Source organism: Pseudorhodoferax soli, from assembly GCF_003337555.1.
Taxonomy (GTDB): domain Bacteria; phylum Pseudomonadota; class Gammaproteobacteria; order Burkholderiales; family Burkholderiaceae_C; genus Pseudorhodoferax; species Pseudorhodoferax soli.
Window position 1 is genome coordinate 96,851 of sequence record NZ_QPJK01000016.1, and the last position, 21,332, is coordinate 118,182.

The 21,332-nt window shown below is 69.9% G+C and carries 18 protein-coding genes; 15 read left to right on the plus strand and 3 right to left on the minus strand.

Annotated elements, in window-relative coordinates; translation table 11 throughout:
- Nucleotides 1-16: 16 nt before the first annotated feature.
- Nucleotides 17-1,597, minus strand: a complete 1,581-nt coding sequence (xdhA, locus tag DES41_RS35865; RefSeq protein WP_114472500.1) for a xanthine dehydrogenase small subunit — start codon at nucleotides 1,595-1,597, stop codon at nucleotides 17-19.
- A gap of 207 nt (nucleotides 1,598-1,804) precedes the next feature.
- Between xdhA and DES41_RS35870 the strand changes: the two genes are divergently transcribed.
- On the plus strand, nucleotides 1,805-2,740 hold the full coding sequence (locus tag DES41_RS35870; protein ID WP_114472473.1) for a class I SAM-dependent methyltransferase: 936 nt from the start codon (nucleotides 1,805-1,807) through the stop codon (nucleotides 2,738-2,740).
- Here DES41_RS35870 and xdhC read toward each other — a convergent pair.
- Nucleotides 2,719-3,588, minus strand: coding sequence for a xanthine dehydrogenase accessory protein XdhC (xdhC, locus tag DES41_RS35875; RefSeq protein ID WP_245966034.1), 870 nt, complete (start codon nucleotides 3,586-3,588; stop codon nucleotides 2,719-2,721). The genes DES41_RS35870 and xdhC overlap by 22 nt on opposite strands.
- 182 nt (nucleotides 3,589-3,770) lie before the next feature.
- On the opposite strand from xdhC, the gene DES41_RS35880 reads away from it, so the two are divergent.
- The 10 genes from DES41_RS35880 to DES41_RS35925 all read left to right on the plus strand — a co-directional run bounded on the left by DES41_RS35880 (nucleotide 3,771) and on the right by DES41_RS35925 (nucleotide 13,853).
- Entirely contained in the window at nucleotides 3,771-6,068 is a 2,298-nt protein-coding gene (locus DES41_RS35880; protein ID WP_114472474.1) for an NADP-dependent malic enzyme, read from the plus strand.
- 136 nt (nucleotides 6,069-6,204) lie between these two features.
- Nucleotides 6,205-7,242 (plus strand): ABC transporter substrate-binding protein, encoded by a 1,038-nt coding sequence (locus DES41_RS35885; RefSeq protein ID WP_114472475.1) that lies wholly within the window; start codon nucleotides 6,205-6,207, stop codon nucleotides 7,240-7,242.
- Nucleotides 7,242-8,078, plus strand: coding sequence for an ABC transporter ATP-binding protein (locus DES41_RS35890; RefSeq protein ID WP_114472476.1), 837 nt, complete (start codon nucleotides 7,242-7,244; stop codon nucleotides 8,076-8,078). The genes DES41_RS35885 and DES41_RS35890 overlap by 1 nt, the downstream gene beginning before the upstream one ends.
- Nucleotides 8,079-8,091: 13 nt before the next feature.
- The gene (locus DES41_RS35895) at nucleotides 8,092-8,859 is read left to right on the plus strand and encodes an ABC transporter permease (RefSeq protein WP_114472477.1); all 768 of its coding nucleotides are present in this window, start codon (nucleotides 8,092-8,094) and stop codon (nucleotides 8,857-8,859) included.
- A 5-nt stretch (nucleotides 8,860-8,864) separates the two neighbouring features.
- On the plus strand, nucleotides 8,865-9,341 hold the full coding sequence (locus DES41_RS35900) for a nucleoside deaminase (protein ID WP_114472478.1): 477 nt from the start codon (nucleotides 8,865-8,867) through the stop codon (nucleotides 9,339-9,341).
- Between the two features lie 107 nt (nucleotides 9,342-9,448).
- Entirely contained in the window at nucleotides 9,449-9,718 is a 270-nt protein-coding gene (locus DES41_RS35905) for a hypothetical protein (protein ID WP_114472479.1), read from the plus strand.
- A 126-nt stretch (nucleotides 9,719-9,844) separates the two neighbouring features.
- Nucleotides 9,845-11,437: an OpgD/OpgG family glucan biosynthesis protein gene (locus tag DES41_RS35910; RefSeq protein ID WP_114472480.1), complete on the plus strand. Its 1,593-nt coding sequence runs from the start codon at nucleotides 9,845-9,847 to the stop codon at nucleotides 11,435-11,437.
- A 4-nt stretch (nucleotides 11,438-11,441) separates the two neighbouring features.
- A complete protein-coding gene (locus tag DES41_RS35915; protein ID WP_114472481.1) occupies nucleotides 11,442-12,272 on the plus strand; it encodes an urease accessory protein UreD in 831 nt (276 codons plus the stop codon).
- Between the two features lie 108 nt (nucleotides 12,273-12,380).
- Nucleotides 12,381-12,755 (plus strand): nuclear transport factor 2 family protein, encoded by a 375-nt coding sequence (locus DES41_RS35920; protein WP_114472482.1) that lies wholly within the window; start codon nucleotides 12,381-12,383, stop codon nucleotides 12,753-12,755.
- A gap of 78 nt (nucleotides 12,756-12,833) precedes the next feature.
- Nucleotides 12,834-13,853, plus strand: coding sequence for an ABC transporter substrate-binding protein (locus DES41_RS35925; RefSeq protein ID WP_114472483.1), 1,020 nt, complete (start codon nucleotides 12,834-12,836; stop codon nucleotides 13,851-13,853).
- 33 nt (nucleotides 13,854-13,886) lie between these two features.
- On the opposite strand, the gene DES41_RS35930 is transcribed toward DES41_RS35925, so the two are convergent.
- Entirely contained in the window at nucleotides 13,887-14,960 is a 1,074-nt protein-coding gene (locus DES41_RS35930; protein ID WP_114472484.1) for an adenylate/guanylate cyclase domain-containing protein, read from the minus strand.
- Nucleotides 14,961-15,195: 235 nt separating this feature from the next.
- On the opposite strand from DES41_RS35930, the gene DES41_RS35935 reads away from it, so the two are divergent.
- The 4 genes from DES41_RS35935 to DES41_RS35950 are packed head-to-tail and all read left to right on the plus strand — an operon-like array spanning nucleotide 15,196 to nucleotide 21,310.
- Entirely contained in the window at nucleotides 15,196-18,666 is a 3,471-nt protein-coding gene (locus DES41_RS35935) for a response regulator (protein ID WP_245966035.1), read from the plus strand.
- Between the two features lie 3 nt (nucleotides 18,667-18,669).
- A complete protein-coding gene (locus tag DES41_RS35940) occupies nucleotides 18,670-19,491 on the plus strand; it encodes a CheR family methyltransferase (RefSeq protein WP_114472485.1) in 822 nt (273 codons plus the stop codon).
- Complete coding sequence (locus DES41_RS35945; protein WP_114472486.1) at nucleotides 19,488-20,111, plus strand: chemotaxis protein CheB; 624 nt, start codon at nucleotides 19,488-19,490, stop codon at nucleotides 20,109-20,111. The genes DES41_RS35940 and DES41_RS35945 overlap by 4 nt, the downstream gene beginning before the upstream one ends.
- On the plus strand, nucleotides 20,108-21,310 hold the full coding sequence (locus tag DES41_RS35950) for a hybrid sensor histidine kinase/response regulator (RefSeq protein WP_114472487.1): 1,203 nt from the start codon (nucleotides 20,108-20,110) through the stop codon (nucleotides 21,308-21,310). The genes DES41_RS35945 and DES41_RS35950 overlap by 4 nt, the downstream gene beginning before the upstream one ends.
- Nucleotides 21,311-21,332: the final 22 nt, after the last annotated feature.

Genomic DNA, 21,332 nt, shown 5'->3' on the forward strand with positions numbered 1-21,332 from the left:
GGACTCCTGATCGACCTCAAGCCGCAGCATGCGGCAGCACGCTGAACACGCTGGTGGCGCTGGCCGGCAGCGGATCGCCGGGCCGGGTTTCCAGCCACAGGCGTTGCAGCAGGTTCTGGGCGACCTGCAGGCGGAAGTCTGCGCTGGCCCGCATGTCCGACAGCGGCTTGAAGTCCAGCGCCAGCGCCGCCTGCGCGGCCCGCACCGAGGCCTGGGTCCAGGGCTTGCCGAGCAGCGCCGCCTCGGCCTGGGCCGCGCGCTTGACGGTGGCGGCCATACCGCCATAGGCCAGGCGCACGCTGGCCACGGTCTCGCCGTCCAGCGCGATGGCCATGCCGGCGCACAGGGCCGAGATATCGCAGTCGAAGCGCTTGCTGATCTTGTAGCCGCGCACCTGGCGCGCGAAGGCGGCCAGCGGCACGGCCAGGCCCTGGACGAACTCGCCGGGTTCCAGGGCGCTCTGCATGTAGTCGAGGTAGAAGTCCGTGAGCGGCATGCGCCGCACGCGGGCGCCCCGGCGCAGCTCGATCTCGGCATCCAGCGCCATCAGGATCGGCGGCGCATCGCCGATCGGCGAGCCGTTGGCCACGTTGCCGCCCATGGTGCCGGCATGGCGGATCGGCGGCGATGCGAAGCGCAGCCAGACATCGGCCAGGGTGGGCGCGCGCTGCACGAGGGCACGCCAGGCCGCCTCCAGCGACGCGCCGGCGCCGATGTAGAGCGAGTCGCCGCGCTCCTCCACGCACTGCAGTTCGGCGACGTTGCCCAGGTAGATCAGTTCACCGACATCGCGGAACTGCTTGTTGACCCACAGCCCGATGTCGGTGGAGCCGGCCAGCAGGCGCGCCTGTGGCTTCGCTTCGCGCAGCGCAGCCAGCGTGTCCAGCGTGGCGGGCGCGTGGAACGCGTCCAGCCGCTGGCCATCGGGCAGTGCCAGCGGCGCGGCGTAGGCGAGGCCCCCGTCGCGGCGCAGGCCCTGCAGCGCCTGCACCACGGCCGCGCGGTCCAGCCGCACAGCGGGCAGGTCGAACATGCGCTGGCCGGCGTCCAGGATCGGCCGGTAGCCGGTGCAGCGGCACAGGTTGCCCGACAGGTCGTCGGCCAGCTGCTGGCGCGAGGGCCGCGTTCCGGCCTGCTGGTGGGCCTCGTAGCTGGACCACAGCGACATCACGAACCCCGGCGTGCAGAAGCCGCACTGCGAGCCGTGGCACTCCACCATGGCCTGCTGCACCGGATGCAGCGCCTGTGCCTCGGCCCCGCCATGTGCCGGTGCCGCACATGCGCCGGCGCACTGCTCCTGCAGGTCTTCCACCGTGAACAACGCCTTGCCGTCCAGCGTGGGCAGGAACTGGATGCAGGCGTTGCGGCTTTCCAGCTGCAGCACGCCCTGTGCATCGAGTTCGCCGACGACCACCGTGCAGGCGCCGCAGTCGCCCTCGTTGCAGCCCTCCTTGGTGCCTGTACAGTGCGCGTCCTCGCGCAGCCAGTCCAGCACCGAGCGCGTGGTGCGCACGCCCTCGACCGCGACGACCTCGCCGCGGTGGTAGAAGCGGATCGGCTGGCTGGGGGCTTCCTGCGCGCTGTGGGGGCTGTTCATGTGCATGCTCGTGGAATGGTTTCGGCGGCGATCCTCGCTGGTGTCGCCCGGTAGTGGATGGTCACGGTTCATACGGCTTGTGGCATACCAACATCACCATAGTGCATATGCGGAGCGCGTTATGAACGCCCCGGGTAAACCCGCAAGCGTCCGCAGCAACACTTGTGCCACCGCCGGAACCGGCGCGGCGCCCATCTCTTGACGACCATGCAAGCACTTCTCGAGGCCATCGCAGCGATGGCACCCTGCACCGATGTCCAACGCGTCTTCCACGGCCGCGGCGCGCGCCAGCCCGGCTGCGAGCACCTGGTGCTGGACGCCTATCCGCCCGTGTGGCTGCTGACCAGCTTCGCCCCCTTGCCGGAGCCCGACGTGGTCGCCATCGGCGATGCGCTGGCCCAGCGCTGGCACGCCATCGCGCCCGGGCAGCCGCTCAACTGGGTGCTGCAGACGCGGCCCTCCAGCGGCCCGGCCGAAACCCGGCTCATGGCCGGCAGCGTGCCCGATCCCCACGTGGTGACAGAGCACGGCGCGCGTTACCTCGTGCACCTGCTGCGCGGGCAGAACCACGGCCTGTTCCCCGACATGGCGGCGGGCCGCGCCTGGGTGCACCGCACCGTGGCTGCGCACGCCGCGCCGCAGCGCATGCGCGTGCTGAACCTGTTCGCCTACACCTGCGCGTTCTCGGTCGTGGCGCGGCTGGCCGGCGCCGGCCAGGTGCTCAACATGGACATGAGCCGCGCCGCGCTGGCCATCGGCCAGCAGAACCACCAGCTCAACGGCGTGGCCGCCGGTGCCAGCTTCGCCGCGCACGACGTGTTCAGCAGCTGGGGCAAGATCAACCGCGGCGGCGCCTACGACCTCATCGTGGTCGACCCGCCCAGCTACCAGAAAGGCAGCTTCGTCGCGACGAAGGACTATGCGCGCGTGATGCGCCGGCTGCCCGACCTGCTGATGCCGGGCGGCCACGCGCTGCTGTGCCTGAACGCACCGGAACTGGGCGTGGACTTCCTGACGGGCCACATGGCCGAGCAGGCGCCGGAGCTGCAGTTCGTGGAGCGCGTCGCCAACCCGCCTGCCTTCGCCGATGCCGACGAAGAGCGCAGCCTCAAGGTGCTGGCCTACCGCGCGCCGGCCGCCTGAAGCGCTGCCGCGGCCGGCAGGGCTTGGGGCGGGGCCACCTGCAGCAGCTGCGCCGCCACGGCCACCGCGATCACCTCGGGCTCCTTGCCCGTGATGCCGGGCACGCCGATCGGGCAGGTGATGCGCGCCAGCTCCTCGGCCGTGAAGCCGCGCGCCTCGAGCCGGTGCCGGAACGTGGCCCACTTGGTCTTGCTGCCGATCAGGCCCACGAACGGCAGGTCGCCACGCGTGCGCAGGCGCTGCAGGCAGGCGATCACGATGTCCAGATCCTCGGCGTGGCTGAAGCTCATGATCAGCACGCGCGAGCCCGCAGGCAGCGCGGCGACGGCGTCCTGCACGGGTTCGCTGTGCTCGGTCTCCACCTGTGCCGGCAAGGCAGGCGGGAAGACGCCATCGCGGCTGTCGATCCAGCGCACGGCATACGGCAGCCCCGCGAGCAGGCGCACGATCGCGCCGCCCACATGCCCGCCACCGAACAGCGCCACCGGTGCCAGCCGGTCGGCCAGGGCACCGCGCAGCGACGCCGCATCGGCCGCGCCGATGCGCCGGTACCGCAGGAACACCACGCCGCCGCAGCACTGGCCCAGCGTGGGCCCGAGCGGATAGCGCACCACGGCGTTCTGCGCCACCGAGCCGCCCTGCCCCTGCAGCAGCGCGCGCGCGGCGGCGATGGCCTGGTACTCCAGCTGGCCGCCGCCGATGGTGCCGGTCAGCGCACCGCGCCAGACCGCCATCCAGGTGCCGGCCTCGCGCGGGGCCGAGCCCTGCGTGGCCTCGACCTGCACGAGCACGCCGTCCTCGCGTGCAAGGCGGTCCAGGCAGTCGTCGAGCGGGGGGGGCGTCATCATGCGGGCATTCTGCGCCGGCGCCGACGCAGCCACATCATCCAACTCGTATAGAGGCAACTGGTAATTCCCTATAACGCCACGCTCGGAAGCACCGTGCGCATGGGGTAGGCTAGCGCCCCGCGTAGCGGCAGGGCCCCCGGCCCGCCGCCACCCGGCCAGCGTTACACACCGAGGAGTTCCCAGTGAGCAAAGAACTGTCCCCTGCCGAGCAGGCCCTGCGCGACGCCGCGCGTGACTACCACCGTTTCCCGAGCAAGGGCAAGATCTCCGTCACGCCCACCAAGCCGCTGCTGAACCAGCGCGACCTGTCGCTGGCCTACTCGCCCGGCGTGGCCTACCCCTGCCTGGACATCGAGGCCGACCCCAGCCTGGCGGCCGAGTACACCTCGCGCGGCAACCTGGTCGGCGTGATCACCAACGGCACGGCCGTGCTGGGCCTGGGCAACATCGGCCCGCTGGCCTCCAAGCCAGTGATGGAAGGCAAGGGTTGCCTGTTCAAGAAGTTCGCCGGCGTCGACGTGTTCGACATCGAACTGGCCGAGAACGACCCCGACAAGCTGGTGGAGATCATTGCCGCCATGGAACCCACGCTGGGCGGCGTGAACCTGGAAGACATCAAGGCACCTGAGTGCTTCTACATCGAGCAGAAGCTGCGCGAGCGCATGAACATCCCGGTGTTCCATGACGACCAGCACGGCACGGCGATCATCTCGTCGGCCGCCCTGCTCAACGGCCTGGAGCTGGTCGGCAAAAAGATCGAGGACGTGAAGGTGGCCGTCTCCGGCGCCGGCGCCGCCGCCATCGCCTGCCTGGACGTGATGGTCGGCCTGGGCGTGCAGCGCAAGAACATCTACGCCGTCGACTCCAAGGGCGTGATTTACCACGGCCGCCCGGGCGGCTTCGACGTCTCCAAGGAAAAGTACGCACAAGACACCTTGGCCCGCACGCTGGCCGACGCGGTCGACGGCGCCGACGTGTTCCTGGGCTGCTCGGCCGCCGGCGTGCTCACGCAGGACATGGTCAAGACGATGGCCGACAAGCCCATCATCCTGGCGCTGGCCAACCCGGAACCCGAGATCCGGCCCGAACTGGCCAAGGCCGTGCGGCCCGACGTGATCATCGCCACCGGCCGTTCGGACTACCCGAACCAGGTCAACAACGTGCTGTGCTTCCCGTACATCTTCCGCGGCGCGCTGGATTGCGGCGCGACCAAGATCACCGAGGAGATGAAGCTGGCCTGCGTGCGCGAGATCGCCGAACTGGCCAAGGCCGACATCAGCGAGGAAGTGGCCACGGCCTACGCCGGCAAGGAGCTGTCGTTCGGGCCGGACTACATCATCCCCACGCCGTTCGACTCGCGCCTGATCCTGCGCATCGCACCGGCCGTGGCCAAGGCCGCCGCCGCCTCCGGCGTGGCCACGCGCCCCATCGAAGACCTGGACGCCTACGCCCAGCACCTGCAGCGCTTCGTGTACCACACCGGCATGTTCATGCGCCCGGTGTTCACGGCCGCCAAGCTGGCCACGAAGAAGCGCGTGGCCTATGCCGAGGGCGAGGACGACCGCGCGCTGCGCGCCGCCCAGTTGGCCGTGGACGAAGGCCTGGCCAAACCCATCCTGATCGGCCGCCCGGACATCATCGCCGCGCGCGTGAAGAAGGCCGGCCTGCACCTGCGTCCCGGCATCGACGCCGAGGTGGTCGACCCCGAGAACGACCCGCGCTTCCGCCAGTACTGGGAGGCCTACCACCAGCTGATGGGCCGGCGCGGCATCACGCCCGAGGCCGCCAAGGCCATGGTGCGCCGCTCGAACACCACCATCGCCGCGCTGATGGTTCACCTGGGCGATGCCGACGCCATGCTGTGCGGCCTGGTCGGCCGCTTCGACAGCCACCTGAAGATCCTCGACCAGCTGCTGGGCACGCAGAAGGGCGGCCCGGGCTTTGCCACCGTCAACGCGCTCACGCTGGACAAGTACACGCTGTTCGTGGCCGACACCAGCGTGCACGACGACCCCACGGCCGAGCAGCTGGCGCAGATCGCGCTGATGGCCGCCGAAGAGGTGCGCCGCTTCGGCCTGCCGCCCAAGGTGGCCTTCCTGTCGCATTCGAACTTCGGCACCTCCGAGCGCGCCTCGGCACGCAAGATGCGCGAGGCACGCGAGCTGTTCGCCAAGCTGGCACCCGACATCGAATCCGAAGGCGAGATGCACGGCGACTCGGCGCTGTCCGAGGACGTGCGCCGCAGCACGCTGCCCGGCAGCACGATGACCGGCGAGGCCAACCTCTTGATCTGCCCCAACCTGGACGCAGCCAACATCCTGTTCAACGTGCTCAAGATGACCGGCGCGAATGGCGTGACGGTGGGCCCCATCCTGCTGGGCGCCGCCAAGCCGGCCCATGTGCTGACGCCGTCCGCCACGGTGCGCCGCGTGGTCAACATGACCGCCCTGGCCGTGGCCGACGCCAACATCGCCAAGTAACGCACCACTGCGGCACACCACGCCCCACCATGGGACCCCATGGTGGGGCGTTTTCTTTTGTGTCGTCGGGGCTGGCACCAATGGCGTGCAGGCACCCTACTTGCTTAAATCGCGGACTTTCGACTTCGAGACACCGATGAACAAGCGCCACCTGCTCCAGAGCTTCCTCGCCGCCTCCGCACTCGCCTTGGGCTTGCCGGCCGCCCAGGCCCAGACCACACCGATCAAGTTCCAGCTCGACTGGCGTTTCGAGGGCCCCGCTGCGTTGTTCCTGCAACCGGCCGCCAAGGGCTATTTCAAGGCCGCCGGCCTGGACGTGGCCATCGATGCAGGCAACGGCTCTGGCGGCACCGTCACGCGCGTGGCCTCGGGCGCCTACGACATGGGCTTCGCCGACCTGGCCGCACTCATGGAGTTCCACGCCAACAACCCCGACGCGCCGAACAAGCCGGTCGCGGTGATGATGGTCTACAACGACACACCGGCCTCGGTCATGGCGCTCAAGAAGAGCGGCATCAAGACCCCGGCCGACCTGACCGGCAAGAAGCTCGGTGCCCCGGTGTTCGACGCCGGCCGCCGCGCCTTCCCGATCTTCGCCAAGGCCAACAACGTGGGCAACGTGCAGTGGACCGCGATGGACCCGCCGCTGCGCGAGACCATGCTGGTGCGCGGCGACATCGACGCCATCACGGGCTTCACCTTCACCTCCCTGCTGAACCTGGAGGCGCGCGGCGCCAAGGTCGAGGACGTGGTGGTGCTGCCCTACCCGCAGTACGGCGTGAAGCTGTACGGCAACGTCGTCATCGCATCGCCGAAGATGGTCAAGGAGAACCCGGCCGCCATCAAGGCCTTCCTCGTGGCCTTCGCCAAGGGCGCCAAGGAGGTCATGGCCAACCCGCCCGCCGCCATCGAGTACGTGAAGGCGCGCGACGGCATCGTCAACACGGCGCTGGAAACGCGCCGCCTGCAGCTGGCCATCGACACCGTCGTCGCCAGCCCCAACGCGCGCGCCGAGGGCTTTGGCCAGGTCAACCCGGGCCGGCTGTCGCTGATGGCCTCGCAGGTGTCGGACGCCTTCGGCACCAAGACCCGCGTGAACCCCGAAGCGGTGTGGAACGGCAGCTTCCTGCCCAGCGCCGCCGAGCTCAACGTCCTGCCCCCGGCCAAGAAGTGATGGAAGCGGACACCCCGTTCGTCGATTTCCGCGATGTCTGGCTGGCCTACAACGAGCAGCTGCTGCGCGAGAACCACTTCGCCGTCGAAGCCATCGACCTGAAGGTCAAGAAGGGCGAGTTCATCGCCATCGTCGGGCCTTCGGGCTGCGGCAAGTCGACCTTCATGAAGCTCACCACGGGCCTGAAGATGCCCTCCATGGGCAAGATCTTCATCGACGGGCAGCCCGTCACGGGGCCGCTCAAGATCTCGGGGATGGCGTTCCAGGCGTCGTCGCTGCTGCCCTGGCGCACCACCGTCGACAACGTGCTACTGCCGCTGGAGATCGTCGAGCCCTACCGCTCCACCTTCAAGCAAAAGCGCAAGCAGTACGTCGAGCGCGCGCGCCGGCTGTTGCAAAAGGTTGGCCTGGCCGGCTACGAGGACAAGTTCCCCTGGCAGCTGTCGGGCGGCATGCAGCAGCGCGCCAGCATCTGCCGCGCACTGATCCACGAGCCCAAGATGCTGCTGCTCGACGAGCCCTTCGGCGCGCTCGACGCGTTCACGCGCGAGGAGCTCTGGTGCATCCTGCGCGACCTGTGGACCGAGCAGCAGTTCAACGTGATCCTGGTCACGCACGACCTGCGCGAATCGGTGTTCCTGGCCGACACGGTGTACGTGATGAGCAAGAGCCCCGGCCGCTTCGTGGTCAAGCGCGAGATCGAACTCCCACGCCCGCGCGAACTGGAGGTGACCTACACCAAGGAATTCACCGACATCGTGCTGGAACTGCGCAGCCACATCGGCGCCATCCGCAGCGGTGCAGCCAAGCCCGCCGATACCGCCCTGCCCGTCTGACCCGATCGATTCCATGCACAAGAAAACCGTCGAAGCCTGGTCGCCCTGGCTGCTGCTGTTCGTCGTCGTCGCGCTGTGGCAGATCCTCTGCGCGGCCTTCAACGTCTCCGAGTTCATCTTCCCCAGTCCGCTGCGGATCTGGGAGCAGTTCTGGGAGTTCAAGGCCATCATCGCCGGCCACGCCTGGCGCACCTTCTGGGTGACGATGGCGGGCTTCGGCCTTGCCATCGTGGTCGGCGTGCTGCTGGGCTTTTTGATCGGCTCCTCGCGCCTGGCCTATGCGGCGGTCTACCCGCTCATGACGGCCTTCAACGCGCTGCCCAAGGCGGCGTTCGTGCCCATCCTCGTGGTGTGGTTCGGCATCGGTGTCGGGCCGGCCATCCTCACGGCCTTCCTGATCAGCTTCTTCCCCATCATGGTCAACATCGCCACCGGGCTGGCGACGCTGGAGCCCGAACTGGAAGACGTGCTGCGCGTGCTGGGTGCCAAGCGCTGGGACGTGCTCGTCAAGGTCGGCCTGCCGCGCTCCATGCCGTACTTCTACGGCTCGCTCAAGGTGGCGATCACGCTGGCCTTCGTCGGCACCACGGTGTCCGAGATGACGGCCGCCAACGAGGGCATCGGCTACCTGCTGATCTCGGCCGGCTCGTCCATGCAGATGGGCCTGGCCTTCGCCGGCCTGCTGGTGGTGGGCGCCATGGCGATGCTCATGTACGAGCTGTTCAGCTTCGTCGAGAAGCACACGACGGGCTGGGCACACCGCGGCTCGCAGAACGCGTGAGTCCGATGACCGAGGAGCAGGCCGTCCGCCAGCTGCGCCGCGCCGACACCGTCGCGCGGCGCGCCATGGCCATGGGGCGGCACCCGTTCGGCGCGCTGCTGGTCGCGCCTGACGGCGAGACCGTGCTGGCCGAGCAGGGCAACATCGACACCGTGAACCACGCCGAGTCCACGCTCGCGCGCCACGCTGCGGACAACTACCCCGGCGCCTACCTCGCGCAGTGCACGCTGGTCACCACCTTCGAGCCCTGCGCGATGTGCGCGGGCACCGTCTACTGGGCCGGCATCGGCCGCGTGGTCTACGGTGCCGAAGAGTCTGCGCTGCTGGCACTGACGGGCGACCATCCGGAGAACCCCACGCTGTCCCTGCCCTGCCGCGAGGTGTTCGCGCGCGGGCAGCGCACGGTGGCGGTGGTCGGCCCGGTGCCCGCCGTCGCGGCCGAGATGGTGGCCACGCACGCAGGCTTCTGGCAGACGCGCTGACGGCGCCCGCATTGGCCCAACCGGCACCAAGGCCGTTACACAAAAATGCGGGGCAAGCGGTCGGGCCGCCTGCACAATTGGCTGACTACGCGCTTACGGAGGAACCCATGCCGCTGGACTACCTCGCCCGGCTCGAACGGGCCCGTTTCCCTTTGCTGGTGCGCAAGGCCAGCGATGTCGACAAGGTTCGCGTGCTCAAGGCTGCCGAATACATCACCGCATCGGTCCCGCTGGGGCCCTTGAACACCGCCTTCGGTGAAGAGGGCGAGGCCGTGATCTTCGGTCTCACCGAGCGTGGCGAGTCGGCCTTGCGCAGTCCGCTCCCGCCGCCAGAAGCGCCGCTGCAGCGCGGCCGGCACGACAGCCTGGACGACTGAGCCTTCCCCTGTTCTCCCGTGCTGACCGCACCGGTGTAGGCGCAAGCCGCGACCCGCCGTCGCCCAATCGCCCATCGCCGGCGGGCCCTCTCGGACAGGGCTTGCGGCTCCGGTACATTCGGTCCGATGTTGCACCGCAGAACCCTTCTGACAGCCGGCGGCACCACCGCCGCGCTGGCCGCACTCGGGCTGTCGCCCCAGGCCATGGCCCAGGCCGGCCTCAAGCTCGGCCCGGCCACACCGTTCTCCTTCGACAGCTTGGTCACACGCGCCCGCGCACTCGCCGCCAAGCCGTACGCACCGCCGCCGCCGCTGCCCGCCGATGTGCTCGAGCGCATTGACTACGACGCGCATGGCAAGCTGAAGTACAAGACCGATTTCGCGTTGTTCAAGGACGGGCCGGGGCCCTTCCCCGTCACCTTCTTCCACATGGGCCGCTACTTCCAGACGCCCGTGCACATGCATGTGCTGGACAAGGCCGGCAGCGGCGCGCGCGGTCGCGAGATCCTCTACGACCCGGCCTACTTCGAGATGCCGGCCGACAGCCCGGCCAAGGCACTGCCCCAGGGCGCGGGCTTCGCGGGCTTCCGCTTCCAGGAGAGCCGCAGCGGCGACCAGACCAAGCTGCCGTGGCAGGGCAACGACTGGGTGGCCTTCCTGGGTGCCTCGTACTTCCGCGCCATCGGCGGCCTGTACCAGTACGGCCTGTCGGCGCGCGGCGTGGCGCTGGACGTGGCCGTGGCCGGCAAGAACGAGGAATTTCCCGCCTTCACGCAGGTCTGGTTCGAGCCGCCCGCCGACGGCAGCGACACAGTGGTGGTCCATGCGCTGCTGGAAGGCCCCAGCATCGCCGGCGCCTACCGCTTCCAGATGCGGCGCGACCAGGCGGTCACCATGGAGATCGACTGCAAGCTGTTCCTGCGCCAGGACGTGGCGCGGCTCGGCCTGGTGCCGCTGACCTCGATGTACTGGTACTCGGACAAGCTCAAGCCCAGCGGCATCGACTGGCGCCCCGAGGTGCACGACTCCGACGGCCTGGCGCTGTGGACCGGTGGCGGCGAACGCATCTGGCGTCCGCTCAACAACCCGGCCGGCACCGGCGTCTCGGCCTTCGGCGACAAGTCGCCCAAGGGCTTCGGCCTGATGCAGCGCGACCGCAACTTCGACCATTACCTGGACGGCGTGAACTACGACAAGCGGCCCAGCCTGTGGGTCGAGCCGCTGTCCGACTTCGGCGAGGGCGCGGTCGAACTGGTCGAGATTCCGACGGACGACGAGATCCACGACAACATCGGCGCGTTCTGGGTGCCCAAGGCCAAGGCCGTGGCCGGCGCCAACTACGACCTGCGCTACCGCCTGCACTGGGTTGCAGACGAACCCTTCCCCTCGCCGCTGGCGCGCTGCGTGGCCACGCGCATCGGCCGGGGCGGCGTGCCGGGCCAGCCGCGGCCGCAGGGCGTGCGCAAGTTCATGGTCGAGTTCCTGGGTGGGCCGCTGGCCAACCTGCCCTTCGGCGTGAAGCCCGAGGCGGTGCTGAGCGCAGCCCGCGGCAGCTTCTCGTACGTCTTTACCGAGGCCGTGCCGAACAACGTGGCGGGCCACTGGCGCGCCCAGTTCGACTACACGCCCGAAGGCAACGGGCCGGTGGACCTGCGCCTCTTCCTCAAGAACGGCGACCAGACCCTCTCCGAGACCTGGCTCTACCAGCTGCTGTTGTAAGGCGATGGCCTGGCATGCCAGCCTGGCGCTGGACTACCGTCTCGAAGCGGGCCGCAGCGTCGCGCGGCACCGCCACCAAGGGCCGCTGCGCGTGCTGCAAAGCCTGTACCCCGAGCGCGAGAGCATCTGCCACAACGTGCTGGTGCACCCGCCGGGCGGGCTCGTGGGCGGCGACGTGCTGGACATCCGCGTCGACGTGGGCGAAGGCGCGCACGGGCTCGTGACCACGCCCGGCGCCGCGCGCTTCTACCGCAGCGCGGGCGAGACCGCCGCACAGCACACGCAGCTGTCGCTGGCGCCTGGCGCGCGCTTCGAATGGCTGCCGGCCGAGACGCTCTGCTACGACCAGTGCCTGGCCGAGAACCGGCTCAGCCTGCAGCTGGCACCCGGCGCCGAGACGATCGCCTGGGACATCACGGCCTTCGGCCTGCCGCATGCCGGCAAGCCCTTCACGCAGGGCGCGCTGCACCAGCAGCTGGAACTGCCCGGCATCTGGCTCGAGCGTGCGCGCATCGCCGCCGACGACGCGCTGCTGATGGACAGCCCGCTCGGCATGGCCGGCCAGCGCTGCATCGCCACGCTGTTCTTCGCCTGCGGCGACAAGCTGGCCCGCGGCCGGCGCGAGCAGGTGCTGGACGCCGCGCGCGGCGTGATCGAGGGCCACGCGCTGCGCGCCACCGCTGGCGCCACCAGCCCGAACGCGCAGGTCGTCGTGGTGCGCGCGCTGGCGCCCGTGGTCGAGCCGGCCATGGGCCTCATGCAGCAGATCTGGGCCGCCTGGCGCGGCGCCTGCTGGCAGCTGCCGGCCACGCCGCCGCGCATCTGGGCCGTGTAGCCACGCTGCGGACATGACCTGCCAGGTCATGGCCCGCGCGCAGGCCGCGCCCTACTCTTGCGCCATGGCGTTCCACAGGGGAACGCTGCAACGCAGGAGAGCTTGTCCATGAACACCGTCAACGACTACCAGGCCATCGCCCAGCAGTACATCGCCGCCTGGAACGCCAGCGGCGCCGAACGCACCCATGCCATCGCGCAGGCCTTCGCGCCCGATGCGCGCTACACCGACCCGCTCATGCAGGCCCGCGGCCACGCGGCGCTGGACCAGATGATCGGCGCGGCGCAGCAGCAGTTCGGCGGCCTGCGCTTCCACCTCGACGGCCAGGCCGATGGCCATGGCGAACGCCTGCGCTTTCGCTGGACGCTGGGCCCCGACGCCGACACGGCCGTGGCCAAGGGCACGGACTTCGCGCTGCTCGCGGGCGACGGCCGGCTGGCCGAGGTCAGCGGCTTCCTAGACCTGGTGCCGCAAGCGGGCTGACGGCCGGCTGAAAACCCGAAGGGCATGCGCGGGCGGGCCATCCCACAATGGTCCGCACCCACAACAAAAGGAGACCGCATGCCCTTCACCCGCACCCTCACCGCCCTGGCCCTCGCCGCCCTCGCAGGCAGCGTCCAGGCCCAGGGCACGGTCAACGCCCTGTGCAGCACCGACGCCCCCTGGTGCGAGGCCGCCGCGGCCGAGTTCACGCGCCAGACGGGCATCAAGGTCAACCAGGCGCACAAGGGCACGGGCGAGATCGGCGCCCAGCTGCGTGCCGAGGCGCAGAACCCCAAGACCGACATCTGGTGGGGCGGCACGGGCGACCCGTTCCTGCAGGCCGCCGAGGCCGGGCTGCTCGATGCGTACCGCCCTGCCTACATCAACGACCTGCACGAATGGGCCGTGCGCCAGTACGCCATGAGCGGCAACCAGGTCGGCGGCTTCTACACCAGCACCATCGGCTTCGGCTTCAACACCGACCTGCTCAAGAAGAAGGGCCTGCCCGAGCCCAAGTGCTGGGCCGACCTGGTCAAGCCCGAATACAAGGGCGACATCGAGATCTCGCACCCGGCCTCCAGCGGCACGGCCTACACCGTGATCGCCGGCCTGGTGCAGCAGATGGGCGAGGAGCAGGCCTTCGAGTACCTCAAGAAGCTGCACCGCAACGTGACCCAGTACACGCGCAGCGGCCAGGCCCAGGCGCCCAACGTGGCCAAGGGCGAGGTCGCCATCGGCGTGACCTTCGCCTTCAACTTCGAGAAGTGGAAGCACGACAAGTACCCCGTGAAGACGGCCGCGCCCTGCGAGGGCACGAGCTACGAGATCGGCGGCATCGCGCTCGTGAAGGGGGCGCGCAACAAGGCCAACGCGCAGAAGTACTACGACTGGCTCATGGGCCCGGCCGGGCAGGCCGTGGGCGCCAGGGTCGGCAGCTACCAGACGCCGGCCAACCGCACCTTCAAGCCCGACCCGCGCATCCCGGCCATCGACAGCGTCAAGCTGGTCAAGTACGACTTCGAGAAGTACGGCAAGTCGGCCGAGCGCAAGCGCTTGATCGACCGCTGGACCAAGGAGGTGGAGGCGCTGCCGCGCTGACCTGCGCTGCCCGCGGCACGCCCTGCGAACCGGTCAGCCCGCCCCCACCAGCAACTGCACGAACATCTGGATCTTGGCGTTGGTCTCCACGCCGATGTGCGTGAACTCCAGGCCGGCCAGCAGCCGGCCTTCCTCGCGCTTGACCTTGGTCACGCGGGCACGCACATCGCTGACCTGGTAGTCCACCAGCGTCAGGTCGAAGGCCAGGGCCACCTCGTCCTGCGGGGCCAGCGGGCGCTCCAGTTCGAGCAGCAGGCCGTGGTAGCCCACGTCGCGGATGAGCGCACGCTGCACCTCGCCCACGGGCTGCTCGTTGTCGAGCCGGCGCATGCTGCAGGGCACGCGCACCTCCACCCGGTGGCTGCGGCGGAACTCCTGGCGCGGCACCTTCAGGCGCCGCGACGCGATGGCGATGAGCTCGCGCACCTTGACCGGCAGGCTCTTGCCGGCGACGAACACCTCTTTGGGCTCGGTGGCCGAGGCCACGCCATTGCAGCGCGCGTAGGTGTTCTCGCTGATCAGCACCTGCCCGCGCAGGCTGAAGGATTCGATGCGCGAGGCCAGGCTGACCTGGTTGCCGATCACGGCGTATTCCGAATAGGCCTGGCTGCCGAAGCGCCCGGCCATCACCATGCCGGTGTTCACGCCGATGCCCAGGTGCAACTCGGGCATCTGGCGGCGCAGGTAGTGGTTGTTGAGCTCGCGCATGGCCAGCTGCATCTCCACGGCGCAGCACAGCGCGCGCAGCACGTCGTCCTCGCGCGCGGTGGGCGCGCCGAACAGCACGGTCAGCGAATCGCCGTTGAACTTGTCGATCACGCCCTCGTAGCGGAACACCACCTCCGAGAGCCTGGACAGGCACAGGTTCAGCATGGTCACGATGGTGCCGGCCGGCTGCGTGGCCGTCAGCGCCGTGAAACCGCGCAGGTCGGCCACCAGGATGGTCACCTCGCGCTGGTCCACCGCCAGTTCAGCCGGCACATCGCGGCGCGCCGCGAGGATGGTGGCGAGCTCCGCCTGCACCGCAGGCGCCACGGGCGCCTGGGTTTCACGCGCCAGCACGGCCAGCACGGCGGCCAGCGCGGGGTGTTGTTCTGCTGTGGTCATGCGGGACGATCCTTGCAAACGGCCATGGGGCGGCGGCAGTATAGAGGGCGCGTCGCAGCGGTTTTCACGTGGCCCGGCGCCCTGCCCCGCTGCTTTCCGACACCGGCATAGGACTGGTCCTACAGGAAGGCGGCATGTCGGTTTCTAGAATCCCGGTCCTCATGCCCATGTTCCCCGCATCCGCCCCGCCCTGCCACGCCACGCGCGCCCCCTGCGGCCGCACCCGGCAACGGCCGTGAACACGCTCCCCCCCCAATCCACGGGCCGCACGCGCTCGCGCTGGCCCTTGCCGCTGGCCAGCCTGGTCGGCTTCGGCGTCGCGCTCGCCGCTGTCGCCGCCATCGCCTGGTTCTCGTTCCTGGCCATGGAAAGCCGGGCGACGACGGCCGACCGGGTGACGCAGGCCACGCGCGTGATCGAGCAGATCAACGCGCTGCTCTCGCACATGAAGGATGCAGAGACGGGCCAGCGCGGCTTCCTGATCACGGGCCAGGAGCCCTACCTGCGTCCCTACACGGATGCGCGGGTCAACCTGACAGCCACCTTCCAGCAACTGCGGCAGCTCCTGGCCAACAACCCGCAGCAGCTCGAGCGCGTGCAGCGGCTGCAGCGCTATGCCGACCTCAAGTTGGAGGAGTTGGCGCAAACCGTCGCGCTGCGCCGCACCGGTGACGGCCCGGGGGCCCTGGCCATCGTCGTCAGCGACCGCGGCAAGGACGCCATGGACGGCCTGCGCGCGCTGGCCGACGAAGCCCTGCGCGAGGAGGTCGCCCTGCGCACCCAACGCCAGGCCGAGTGGCAGCAGGCGGTGGACTATTCCTCGCGCGTACAGGGCGGTGGCGCGGCCACGCTGCTGGTGCTGATCCTGGTGTCGGCCGGCATCGCGGTGCGCGAGCACCGCCTGCGCGAAGACCTGGTCTGGCTGCGCGCCGGCCAGGCCGGGCTGGCCGAGCGCGTACAGGGTGAACACCGGCTGGAAACACTGGGGGAAGGCGTGCTCAGCTACCTGGCCAGCTACCTGGATGCCCAGGTCGGGGCGCTGTACCTGGCCGAGCGCGACGGCAGCTTCCGCCGGCTCGCCGCCTTCGCCGCGCCGCCGGGCAGCGCCCTGGTGCGGCCCGGCGACGGCCTGCTGGGCCAGGCCGCCAAGGAGCGGCGCACGCTGCGCGTGTCCGACGTTCCGGCCGGCTACCTGCCGATCAACTCCACGCTGGGCAGCGCCGACCCGCGCGAGCTGCTGGTGGCGCCGGCCCAGGTGGATGGGCGGGTGCGCGCCATGCTCGAACTGGGCTTCACCCGCAAGCTGGAGCCGGTGGACGAGCAGTTGCTCGAGCGCATGTCCGAGATGCTGGCGATCGCCGTGCGCACTTCGCACGACCGCACCCGGCTGGAGGAGCTGCTGGAGGAGACCCAGCGCCAGGCCGAGGAACTGCAGGCCCAGCAGGAAGAACTGCGCGTGTCCAACGAGGAGCTGGAGGAACAGGGCCGCGCGCTGCGCGAGTCGCAGGCGCAGCTGGAAGTGCAACAGAGCGAACTGGAGCAGAGCAACGCCCAGCTGGAAGAGCAGGCCCAGCAGCTGCAAGCGCAAAAGGACGAGCTGCAGCAGTCGCAGGACGTGCTGAGCACGAAGGCGGCCGAGCTCGAGCGTTCCAACCAGTACAAGAGCGAGTTCCTGGCCAACATGAGCCACGAACTGCGCACGCCGTTGAACTCCACGCTGATCCTGGCCAAGCTGCTCGCCGACAACAAGAGCGGCAACCTCACGAACGAGCAGATCAAGTACGCGCAGACCATCTCCTCGGCCGGCAACGACCTGCTGACCTTGATCAACGACATCCTGGACCTGTCCAAGATCGAGGCCGGCAAGGTCGAGGTGCATGCCGAGACCGTGCGCTTGGCCGGCCTGCTCGAGGGCCTGGCCAAGAGCCTGCAGCCCGCCGCCGGGCAGAAGGGCCTGCGCCTGTCGGTCAGCATCGCGCCCGATGCGCCGCGCCAGATCGTGACCGACGCCCAGCGCCTGGGCCAGATCCTCAAGAACCTGCTGTCCAACGCCATCAAGTTCACGCCCAACGGCACGGTCGAGCTGCAGCTGGCCGCCGGCCCCGATGGCGGCGTGCAGCTGGCGGTGCGCGACACCGGCATCGGCATTGCACCGGAGCAGCAGGAACTCATCTTCGAGGCCTTCCGCCAGGCCGACGGCAGCACGCACCGGCGCTTCGGCGGCACGGGCCTGGGCCTGTCGATCTCGCGCGACCTGGCCCATCTGCTGGGCGGCACGCTGACGGTGCAGAGCCAGGCCGGCGCGGGCAGCACGTTCACGCTGGCGCTGCCGGCGCGCTACGCGCCGCGCCAGGCCGAAGAGGCCGTTGGCCGGCCCGCACCCGTGCCCGCCGTGGCCCCGCAGCGCGTGCAGCGCAGCATTGCGCCGGCGCCCATGACGGCACCCGCCCCGCCAGCCAGCGCCGCGCCCCCGGCGCTGCAGGACGACCGCGACACGCTGCGCCCCGGTGCGCGGCTGATCCTCGTGATCGAGGACGACCAGCGCTTCGCCGCCATCCTGCGGGACCTGGCGCACGAAATGCAGTTCCAGTGCGTGCTCACCCACAGCGCCGCCGACGGCCTGGCCGCCGCGCTGAAGTACCGCCCCAGCGCCGTGCTCCTGGACATGAACCTGCCCGACCATTCGGGCCTCGGCGTGCTGGACCAGCTCAAGCACGATGCGCGCACGCGGCACATCCCGGTGCACGTGGTCTCGGTGGCCGACTACACGCAGGAGGCGCTGGAGCGCGGTGCCGTGGGCTATGACCTGAAGCCCGTCAAGCGCACGCAACTGGTCGAGGCGCTGGAGCGGCTGGAGGCCAAGATCTCGCAGGGCATCCGCCGCGTGCTGGTGGTCGAGGACGATGCGCGCCAGCGCGAGAGCATCGGCCAGCTGCTGGCCGGGCCCGACGTGGAGATCCGCGCGGCAGCCGATGCCGCCGCCGCGCTGCGCGCGCTGGCCGAGCAGACCTTCGACTGCATGATCATGGACCTGAACCTGCCCGACTTGTCCGGCTACGAGCTGCTGGAACAGATGGCGGCGCAGGAGGGCACGGCCTTCCCGCCCGTGATCGTCTACACCGGCCGCTCGCTCACGCATGCCGAGGAGCAGCAGCTGCGCCGCTTCTCCAAGTCCATCATCATCAAGGACGCCCGCTCGCCCGAGCGGCTGCTCGACGAGGTCACGCTGTTCCTGCACCAGGTGGAGTCGCAGCTGCCCGCCGAGGCCCAGCGCCTGCTGCGCCTGGCGCGCGACCGCGACGCCACGCTGGAAGGCCGGCGCATCCTCGTGGTGGAGGACGATGTGCGCAACATCTTCGCGCTGACCAGCGTGCTCGAGCCCAAGGGCGCGCAGATCACGCTGGCGCGCAACGGCCTGGAGGCCCTGGCCGCGCTGGAGCGCACACGCGCCGACAAGGCCGATGCCGAGGCCCGCATCGACCTCGTGCTGATGGACATCATGATGCCGGAGATGGACGGCCTGACCGCCATGCGCGAGATCCGCAAGCAGCCCGAGTGGAGGAAGCTGCCCATCATCGCGCTCACCGCCAAGGCCATGCGCGACGACCAGGAGAAGTGCCTGGCCGCCGGCGCCAACGACTACATCGCCAAGCCGCTGGACGTGGAGCGGCTGCTCTCCCTGCTCCGCGTGTGGATGCCGAAGTAAGCGATGTCCGACCAGACCTTCGACATCGAGATGGGCCTGCTCGTGGACGCCATCTACCTGCGCTGGCACTTCGACTTCCGCGGCTACGCGCAGGCCTCGCTGCGGCGCCGGCTCAAGACCGCGATGGGGCGCTTTTCCTGCACCTCGCTCTCGCAGTTGCAAGACAAGGTGCTGCACCAGAGCGACTTCTTCCCCGCGCTGCTGGACTACCTCACGGTGCAGGTCAGCGAGATGTTCCGCGATCCGGACTACTTCCTCGCGCTCAGGCGCGAGGTGGTGCCGCTGCTGCGCACCTACCCCTCGCTCAAGATCTGGGTGGCCGGCTGCAGCACCGGCGAAGAGGTCTACTCGCTGGCCATCCTGCTGCGCGAGGAAGGCCTGCTGGAGCGCACGCTGATCTACGCCACCGACATCAACCCGCAGGCGCTGCAGCAGGCCGAGGCCGGCATCTACGAGCTGGACCGCATCGCCGGCTTCACGCTCAACCACCAGCGCGCTGGCGGCAAGAGTTCGCTGTCGGACTACTACACGGCCGCCTACGGCCGCGCGGTGTTCGACAAGAGCCTGCGCCGCAACGTGGTGTTCTCCGACCACAGCCTGGCCACCGACTCGGTGTTCGCCGAGATGCAGCTGGTCTCCTGCCGCAATGTGCTGATCTACTTCGACCGGCCGCTGCAGGACCGTGCGCTCGGCCTGTTCCGCGACGCGCTGTGCCGCAAGGGCTTCCTCGGGTTGGGCAGCAAGGAATCGCTGCGTTTTTCCTCCTGCGCGAGCGCGTTCGCGGAGTTCGTGCGCGAAGAGCGCATCTACCAGAAAAGCCTATGACTGCCGCCCCATCGCTCGCAGGCCGCGTGGACGCGGTCGTCATCGGTGCCTCGGCCGGCGGTGTCGAGGCCTTGTCGCAGCTGCTGCCCGCGCTGCCGGCCGGCCTGCGTGCCCCGGTGTTCGTGGTGCAGCACCTGCCGCGCGACCGCTCCAGCCTGCTCGTGGAGATCTTCGCGCCGCGCTGCGCCGTGCCGCTGCAGGAAGCGCAGGACAAGCAGCCCATCGAGCCCGGCCATGTCTACTTCGCACCGCCCGACTACCACCTGCTGCTGGATGCCGGCCCACGGCTGGCGCTGTCTGTGGATGCGCCCGTGCACTACTCGCGCCCGGCCATCGACGTGCTCTTCCAGTCCGCCGCCGAGCTCTACGGCCCGCGCCTGCTCGGCATGGTGCTGACCGGCGGCAACCAGGACGGCGCCGAGGGCCTGGCCAGCGTGCGCGCGGCCGGCGGCCTGTCGGCCGTGCAGGATCCAGCGGATGCACAGATGCCGCTGATGCCCGAATGCGCACTGGCCCGGGGCCCGGCCGACTTCGTGCTGCCGCTGCGCGCGCTGGTCGCGCTGCTGGGCACGCTGGACGCGACCTCGCCCCCCTCCCCCGCCACGCGGAGCCCTGCATGACCCCGCACCGCCCTTTCGCCGCCAGCACCCCCGGCCCGGCCGAGCGGCCCGAGCCGATCAAGTGCCTGATCGTCGACGACCTCGACGAGAACCTGCTCGCGCTCGCCGCGCTGCTGCAGAGCGAGGAGGTCGAGGTGCTGCAGGCCCGTTCGGGCACCGAGGCACTGGAGCTGCTGCTGCGCCACGAGGTCGCGCTGGCCCTGGTCGATGTGCAGATGCCCGAGATGGATGGCTTCGAGCTGGCCGAGATGATGCGCGGCATGGAGCGCACGCGCCATGTGCCCATCATCTTCGTGACCGCCGGCACGCGCGATGCGCAGCGCATGTTCCGCGGCTACGAGGCCGGCGCGGTGGACTTCCTCTACAAGCCCGTCGAGCCGCATGTGCTGTGCGGCAAGGCCGGCGTGTTCTTCCAGCTGTACCGGCAGAAGCAGCAGCTGGCCCGCAACCTGCAGGAGCGCACCGAGACGCTGCGCCTGCACGAGCTCTTCACGGCCGTGCTGGGCCATGACCTGCGCGGCCCGCTGTCGGCCATCACCACGGCCGCCGAACTGCTGCTGCGCCGGCCCGACGAGACCACGCGCACCGTGGCCCAGCGCCTGCTGCGCAGCGGCCAGTGGATGGGCCGCATGATCGAGGACATGCTCGACCTCGCGCGCACGCGCCAGGGTGGTGGCATGCCCATGGCCAGCGAGCGCTTCGACCTCGGCGCGCTGGCCGAGCGCGTGGTGCAGGAGCGCCAGAGCACGCGGCCCGACAAGCAGGTGCTGCTGGACCGGCAGGGCAACCTGCAGGGCGACTGGGACGAGGACCGGCTCACGCAGGTGCTGTCCAACCTGGTCGGCAACGCCCTGCGGCACGGCGAAGGCGAGGTGGTGCAGGTGGAGCTGGACGGCAGCCACGCCACCAGCGTGCGCCTGTCGGTGCGCAACGGCGGCGAGATCCCGGCCGACGTGCTGCCGCATATCTTCGACCCCTTCCGCAGCGGCCGCGCGCACGCCGAGGAAGCACCGTCGCGGCGCGCCAGCACCCGCAACGAAGGCCTGGGCCTGGGCCTGTACATCGTGCGCGAGATCGTGCGCGCGCATGGCGGCCAGCTGCAGGTGGAATCGGCCGCGGGCCGCACCTGCTTCAGCGTGGTCCTGCCGCGTGCGCCGCAGGCGGTGGCCAGCGCGCCCGGCCTGGGCACCTTGCCGTAGCGCCACGCGGCGCCGGGCCGGC

Coding starts and splice junctions, on each gene's coding strand:
- xdhA (WP_114472500.1), bottom strand. CDS start 1,597: ATGAACAGCCCCCACAGCGCGCAGGAAGCCCCCAGCCAGCCGATCCGC.
- DES41_RS35870 (WP_114472473.1), top strand. CDS start 1,805: ATGCAAGCACTTCTCGAGGCCATCGCAGCGATGGCACCCTGCACCGAT.
- xdhC (WP_245966034.1), bottom strand. CDS start 3,588: ATGATGACGCCCCCCCCGCTCGACGACTGCCTGGACCGCCTTGCACGC.
- DES41_RS35885 (WP_114472475.1), top strand. CDS start 6,205: ATGAACAAGCGCCACCTGCTCCAGAGCTTCCTCGCCGCCTCCGCACTC.
- DES41_RS35890 (WP_114472476.1), top strand. CDS start 7,242: ATGGAAGCGGACACCCCGTTCGTCGATTTCCGCGATGTCTGGCTGGCC.
- DES41_RS35895 (WP_114472477.1), top strand. CDS start 8,092: ATGCACAAGAAAACCGTCGAAGCCTGGTCGCCCTGGCTGCTGCTGTTC.
- DES41_RS35900 (WP_114472478.1), top strand. CDS start 8,865: ATGACCGAGGAGCAGGCCGTCCGCCAGCTGCGCCGCGCCGACACCGTC.
- DES41_RS35905 (WP_114472479.1), top strand. CDS start 9,449: ATGCCGCTGGACTACCTCGCCCGGCTCGAACGGGCCCGTTTCCCTTTG.
- DES41_RS35910 (WP_114472480.1), top strand. CDS start 9,845: ATGTTGCACCGCAGAACCCTTCTGACAGCCGGCGGCACCACCGCCGCG.
- DES41_RS35915 (WP_114472481.1), top strand. CDS start 11,442: ATGGCCTGGCATGCCAGCCTGGCGCTGGACTACCGTCTCGAAGCGGGC.
- DES41_RS35920 (WP_114472482.1), top strand. CDS start 12,381: ATGAACACCGTCAACGACTACCAGGCCATCGCCCAGCAGTACATCGCC.
- DES41_RS35925 (WP_114472483.1), top strand. CDS start 12,834: ATGCCCTTCACCCGCACCCTCACCGCCCTGGCCCTCGCCGCCCTCGCA.
- DES41_RS35930 (WP_114472484.1), bottom strand. CDS start 14,960: ATGACCACAGCAGAACAACACCCCGCGCTGGCCGCCGTGCTGGCCGTG.
- DES41_RS35940 (WP_114472485.1), top strand. CDS start 18,670: ATGTCCGACCAGACCTTCGACATCGAGATGGGCCTGCTCGTGGACGCC.
- DES41_RS35945 (WP_114472486.1), top strand. CDS start 19,488: ATGACTGCCGCCCCATCGCTCGCAGGCCGCGTGGACGCGGTCGTCATC.
- DES41_RS35950 (WP_114472487.1), top strand. CDS start 20,108: ATGACCCCGCACCGCCCTTTCGCCGCCAGCACCCCCGGCCCGGCCGAG.